Source organism: Desulfogranum marinum (genome assembly GCF_016918565.1).
Taxonomy (GTDB): Bacteria; Desulfobacterota; Desulfobulbia; order Desulfobulbales; family Desulfobulbaceae; genus Desulfogranum; species Desulfogranum marinum.
The window spans coordinates 114,673-121,238 of the sequence record NZ_JAFFQD010000009.1; the positions used below are offsets into that span (position 1 = coordinate 114,673).

Consider the following 6,566-nt stretch of genomic DNA (forward strand, 5'->3'; position numbering starts at 1 on the left):
GTTTTCAGTATCCCTTCTAATCTGCGGTTGATCCTATGGCCGGCACGAACCATTCATTTTTCATAAGTGCTCTAGCCTCTGCGGTGAGAGGAATGAGATCGCTTGTGTTAACGAGACCCAAATCAAACTTACGATTCAACGCTGCAAAATGCTTTAAGCCAAACGCGATTTTATTAAGATAAGAAAAAACGCCTATTGCTCCTGTCGAAAATCCATTTGCCTTCGTTCCATAGAGAGCTCGCAAATCAGGAAGGTCGCTAAATATTTCTTCAATGGTTGTCCCGTATGGCTTAAAGCCGGCAGGTACATTACCGCTTTTGATCTGCTCTCCGATTTTTTTGCTGGTCATGGCAGCAGCCATTGATGCACGGCATAATCCAATTCCTTGTACGAATCCATTCCCATAGGCAAGTCCCTTGAAGACCTGATCTTCACTTGCAAATCCACCGGTCATGACAATAGCAGGTAAAATTGCCCCCTCTGCTTTAAGCTGGGTGCAAAGACGAACCACCACATCTTCGAGGCATACCGTTGGCAAAGACCATTCATTCATCATCTTTGAAGGGCTGTATCCTGAACCACCTCCAGCTCCGTCAAAAGTTATCATATCTACCTCTGCCAGGCAGCCGAGACGTAGCACTCGCTCTATATCAGCCCTGTCATACCCTGCCATTTTAAAATAGATATTTTTAGCGCCCCATGCTCTTAATTTTTCGATATGTGTAACAATAGATTCTTCGGACCACAATGGAAGCCGGCCATAGGTGTGAAAATTCGGACAAGTTCCTTCATTGTAGGCTTTTTGAATAGCAGGATCCTGTGGGTCTGGGTGCACAAGATCGCCTAGCTCTTGTCTCTTGATGGCTGTATCTATATCCTTTACCCGCTTAACAGGCTGGGTCCCCTTGGCTGCTTGCCCGAACTTTATTTCAATTGCTTCTGCCCCATATTTTTGAAGAGCAATCTTGGGCACCCCAACCCGGTCGTCATCCATATTACACTGCAACACGATCTGACCATATCCTCGGTCATATTGACGAAAACAATCAAGGGCTTCGCCCAGTAACGGGAAATCAGTCACCTGTCCATTTTTGATCTGTAAATTCGGTTCGTTATTTCTTGCGTCTTCCCCAATGACACAGGTAACCCCTGCCATGGCAGCACCTGCAAAATAATCCTGCCAGTTGAGCTTGATCAAGGCTGGGAGTATAACCGGCATGGTCATTTTCACCGGATGAAATGTTCCGTATGTCCGCTCGAGGTTTACGTTGAAGATGGTTGCCTGTTCACAGTTTTCTGCTGCTCCCAGGGCGCCAAAGACTCGTCCGTTGATATTGAAATGGGAAAAATCCAGTGGATAATCTTTTTCCGAGGCGATCTGGTTGTTCCCGGTGGTCATAGGGTAAACAGTTTGCGCACCCAATACCGCTGCCTGGGCTATTTCGCATGTACCGGCACAATCTTCGGTGCAAAAAGAACACATACCTGATTGAGGGGATATAAACAAACTTCGATTCTTAGCAAAAGTATATCCGGAACTCAAAGACGGTGAATAGGACATGAGGGGCACCTTGTATCTAATTTTTTAAATGGATTAACCGACAACTCATGATGAGCAAATTTTATTACAAAAAGTCGAACCAATCGGCTCTCATGTAGTGGTTTGTTTTATCATTTTGCACTCCTGCAAGTTCTAAAAAAGTTCATTTATACCAAATATCTAGACATAATGTTTGCTATTTTAACTGAAGAGCTCATGTGTGGCACGCCCTTTCTCACCCAACTTATCCATCCAGTCGATCGCCAACAATGTGAAATATTAATAATGCTGTCAGCCGAGATGCTTGTGCCCTGAGCTGCAAAAGCATTGAAATTTCCACTTTCGCAAGATTTGCAGAGAAGAAATGATTAATTTTTACGATTAACTAAACAATCACCATATCACCATACCTAAATGGATGTAAGTTTGGTGATGCGGCTTATATTTCCCCTCTGCATGTATCCATAACAACCATGACAAAACTGCTCCCAGCCTATCGCAAACGGCTCCCCTGTCCGACTCCTGACCTCCAGACGCTGATAAAGGAATTACTGGTTATCCGCAAAGATATGTTGCAGAAAGAATCAAGCTACACTGATTTACACAAAGTGCATCCCCGTTGCCGAAAAAGCGCTCGCAATCTTTTGCACTATCTTGCATTGCGTCTTCACGATGTGAGGCCACTCCAGGTGCAGCTCTCTGCGCTTGGCCTCTCCTCCATGGGTCGAGCGGAACGGAAGGTGCAGGCCACTGTTGATGCCCTGTTGACCCACCTCCATACTTTGTCGGGTAAGGAATGGAAGACAAATGAAAAGCCTCTATTGTGCCACAACGAAGGTCGCCGACTGTTGGAAGAAAATGCAGAGGCCTTGCTGGGCACAACAGCTACAGACCGCAGAGTACGCATCATGGTAACTATGCCAAGCCAAACTGCGGATGACTTTGCGCTGGTCGAAAATCTCATGGCCAATGGGATGAACTGTGCCCGCATTAACTGTGCCCATGATGGACCGGTAATATGGGAACGTATGGTAACCAACATCAGGCGTGCGGAAATGAAAGGGCTTGGTAAATGCCGAATTCTCATGGATTTATGCGGCCCTAAACTTCGTACAGGGAAGCTCACTCCAGGAAATGCCGTGCAGAAAGTGCGTCCGGTACGCAACGATCTCGGCCAGGTGGTTCGCCCTGCTCACATTTGGCTCCACCAACAGGGAACTACTTGTGCAACAACCTCAGCAGAAACAGGTCTTTGTTTGCCGGTACAGGGCGGTGGCCTGCAGCATTGCCGCGCAGGTGACGTCATCTCTCTTGTAGATTCAAGGGGAGCTAAACGAAAAATGAACGTCATAGTAGCCGCTGACAAGGGCTGCATGGTCACAGCCAGCAAAACCATCTATTTTACGCCGGGGACTAAACTGTTTCTACGCGGTAAAAGTGAAACAAAAGAAAAGAAAAAAATAGCTCGCATAGGCGAGCTTCCCAGAAAAGCCGGAACTCTTCGCCTTCAGCCCAATGATTTACTGCTGCTTCGCAAGAGTACGGAGCCGGGGCGCTCGGCTTACTATGATGAAAACGGCAATTATCACCCTTCCTCCATTGGCTGCTCAATCCCGGAAGTACTTGACGATGTCCAGGTGGGAGAACCTATTTGGTTCGATGATGGAAACATAGGTGGTATCATAGAGCAAAAAGAAGCAGAACACCTCCTGGTACGTATCACCCAGACTCGTCCTGGTGGAAAATCTCTGCGTAGTGAAAAAGGAATCAATCTCCCAGAGAGCCATCTGCACCTGCCTGCTCTTTCCAAGGCAGATCTGAATGATCTAGCATTTGCCGTACACCATGCCGATATGGTCGGGTTATCCTTTGCCAATACGGTACAAGATGTGGAATCTCTGCTTACAGCTATCAAGAATATTGGCAGCAATGTGCCCGGCATAGTGCTGAAAATCGAAACGCCAAGAGGATTCGATAATCTTCCCGCTATGCTGTTAAAGGCAATGGAAACGCCACTGTGCGGGGTAATGATTGCCCGCGGCGATCTGGCTATCGAATGCGGTTTCGGTAGACTTGCGGAGGTTCAGGAACAAATTTTATGGACGTGTGAAGCCGCTCATGTCCCGGTTATTTGGGCAACCCAGGTGCTGGAAGGGCTGGCCAAACAGGGCATGCCGACCCGGGCGGAGGTAACCGACGCGGCAATGGGCGAGCGATCTGAATGCATCATGCTCAACAAAGGGGAGCACATTATTGAGGCAACCCGTGCCCTTTCAGAAATCCTCAGTCGAATGCAGGATCATCAGACCAAAAAACGATCGCTACTTCGAAAATTGCACCTGGCTGAAAAATTTTTCACTAACGAGGCTCATTAATTCTACCAACTACCTGAACCAGTCGTTACGTGTTCATCTTCTTTCTTTTACAGCAGTTGCTTATTCAAGAGATACACACTGAGCAATCTTCATGAGACCGGGTTCGTTTGGCAGAAGTAGATCGTAAGCGCAAAGCAAGCCATCCTGAATTCTTTTGACCTGCAAAATTTCCTTCAGGCAGAGGGCCGATCAAAAAAAGATAATGTTTATTTGTGTGGCAATTGCCCACATCACCACGGCATAAAGAAAATTGTCTTTAATTATCTGCTTTGGCTGAGCGTTAAACCGGCTGACCAAGACCAGCCCAACCCCTGACAATGGGCTGCTACAAGTAGAAATAGCCCAGCTGGTGAGAAAAAGAAAGCCAAGTTGAGAATGATCCGGATTAAGGGGAATCAATAATGGGCTGACAACGGCTATACTTACAACCGGATGAACACCGATAATCCCGACAATGATCATAATGCCGGCAAGTAATGCAAAGACCATTGGACTCAGTTCCATATTATCGAAACTAAAGAGTCCCGGATATACGTAGGTGATGGACTTAATGCCCGAAGAAAACACTCCAGCTGCAAGAAATAAGGCAAAAGGACTGCTGACAGATGATATTTTGTTGGCGACAAAATCACGTATTGTTGCGCCCCTCGGCCTGCCTTTCATAAAAACGAAGGTACCCAAGGGAGCAAGAATACAAATCAGCAGCAGAACGCTGAGCTGGTGCCATTGATAATGAACGAGAATTACAATGGCCGCAAGAAAGAGAGGTACGGCAAGACTCTCTTTTTTTAAGGGGTAGCCAAAAAACGTTTTTTTCCTGAAAAAACATACTTCGACAATGGTGTAACTCACACCGATAATGCTCATTATAGCGCCCGGCACCAATGTCTCTTTCCAATGCATTTCCGGGGCGTATGTGAGGGCTACACCGGTTGCTACAAAAAAAGGAGACCACCAGGCTGCCGCTGTAAAAGTTCGCCCTAAAACAACCAACTGTTCTTTTCTCAGCGCTCCGTTTCTTTTCAGTCGATCTCCAAACACAAAAAGCACAGATAAATTAATCACTGCACCAAGCAGGTGTGTACCTACAGCGGTAGACAGGACGGCTGCTTTGCCCTTCGGTAAAAAAGGATCCTCGGTCGCGGGATTGGTCAAGGTAAGAAAGGAAACAGCAACAAACATTGCCAGCAAAGGAAGGTTGATTGCAAAAATATCCTTCCAGTTAAGAACGATTCCATTACAAGCCGAAAAGAAAAGCGCAACAAGTCCAATAACAACAAGCAACAATGCTTGACGACGGGCATTTTGAGCTAAAGTACGCCACGCAAGGATAGGCACCATCCAGGCGAACAGCGTTGGTAATGGAAGAAGAAAAGAAGCTGGAACACTCAGGAGGTAAAAAATGAGTGTCCCAAGTACAATCCAGCCAAGATTTGTATGCATAAAAATGTCCTGATAGGCTCACAAGCAAAACGCAACGATAGTACATTGCATGGGATGCTAAAGAAACCAAGACCAATCTTTTGCTTTGCCCGAATGTTGGATGAATAAGTTGCCCAGCGAAACTACAGATTTTTCACAACTAGTTCAAGAAAAAGAATCATCTTCGTTGATCAAAGACCTTCGCCATCCGGGTGTAGGCAACTCTGCCCCATTATTTTCCTTATTTGATCCATATTATTTCCGTATTTACCGGATATCTTCTCTTAAAGAATAAAGAAAAGGAATGGCAATCATCGCTTGCAAGCTGACAGAATACACAAACAGCTGCATTGCAAAAGTGATTGTTATTATCAGGTGACTGGTTGTTCCGATGTTTTGCCTATAAGACAAAAAGCAAGGAAACAACCGTAACGATGAATGGGATTATCATGTTGAAACTCAAAAAAATAAGATCCGTCGGAATAGTAAACGGTATCGGCATAGTATGCATGCTTTGTATCAGTGCACAGTGCATGGCAACCAGCATACTTCCCAGCCTCTCTACCCAAGACGAACCTGCGGCTACACGATTCGAAAATACATTGAGTGCAGAGGAGATCACTCAAATTGAAAACATCCGAAATGATTTCAAACAACAACTCAAGGTATCAAAGGAACACCTTGCACGAGTACAGGAAGCCTTCAACCGCAACCTTAAATTCGACACTGATGAGACAGTAATCCGCCAGATATTTCCGCCTGTTGCTAAAGCAATGGAAGATATAGTGGTCCAGCAGATAATGATGATGCAGAAGGTTAACAAAATAATCTCGGAGCACACGGTAGCCACATCTTCGGCATCACAAGCTTTGACACAGGTAGCAAGTGAAGACGCACATGGACTAACCCGACTTTCGCAGTTCGACCTCCGATTTCACTATTTTCGCCCTGTTTTGAAGTGTAACCTCTTGAAGTTACGTTAGCAGGATGCAAAAATGGCTTGTAGTGCCGACCTACCCCCTTGCTTTGCTGATAATATTGGGCAAGAGTAGGATATGTTTTTACGAGCAAAAAAACGTTTCAAGGATGGCAAAGAGCATCACTATTGGTCCATAGTAGAAAATCGCAGATTGCCAAGTGGTAAAGTCAGTCAGCGGCAGGTCCTTTACCTTGGCGAGATCAACGACAGCCAAAAGGTCGGCTGGTGTAAAGCTATAGATGTCCTTGAC

5 protein-coding genes are annotated in these 6,566 nt (G+C 45.8%); 3 read left to right on the forward strand and 2 right to left on the reverse strand.

The window, feature by feature from the left end; all coding sequences use genetic code 11:
• Positions 1-16: 16 nt before the first annotated feature.
• Positions 17-1,561 carry a glutamate synthase-related protein gene (locus tag JWH17_RS07425; protein WP_205221960.1) on the reverse strand — a complete coding sequence of 515 codons (1,545 nt, stop codon included), beginning with the start codon at positions 1,559-1,561 and terminating at the stop codon, positions 17-19.
• A 452-nt stretch (positions 1,562-2,013) separates the two neighbouring features.
• Here JWH17_RS07425 and JWH17_RS07430 point away from each other — a divergent pair, with 452 nt between their 5' ends.
• Positions 2,014-3,915 (forward strand): pyruvate kinase, encoded by a 1,902-nt coding sequence (locus tag JWH17_RS07430; protein WP_205221961.1) that lies wholly within the window; start codon positions 2,014-2,016, stop codon positions 3,913-3,915.
• Between the two features lie 189 nt (positions 3,916-4,104).
• Here JWH17_RS07430 and JWH17_RS07435 read toward each other — a convergent pair whose 3' ends face one another.
• Positions 4,105-5,358, reverse strand: coding sequence for a hypothetical protein (locus JWH17_RS07435; protein ID WP_205221962.1), 1,254 nt, complete (start codon positions 5,356-5,358; stop codon positions 4,105-4,107).
• A gap of 428 nt (positions 5,359-5,786) precedes the next feature.
• On the opposite strand from JWH17_RS07435, the gene JWH17_RS07440 reads away from it, so the two are divergent.
• Positions 5,787-6,320: a hypothetical protein gene (locus JWH17_RS07440; RefSeq protein WP_205221963.1), complete on the forward strand. Its 534-nt coding sequence runs from the start codon at positions 5,787-5,789 to the stop codon at positions 6,318-6,320.
• Between the two features lie 72 nt (positions 6,321-6,392).
• The coding region (locus JWH17_RS24990) for an IS1634 family transposase N-terminal domain-related protein (protein ID WP_499776904.1) at positions 6,393-6,566 on the forward strand (174 nt) is incomplete at its 3' end.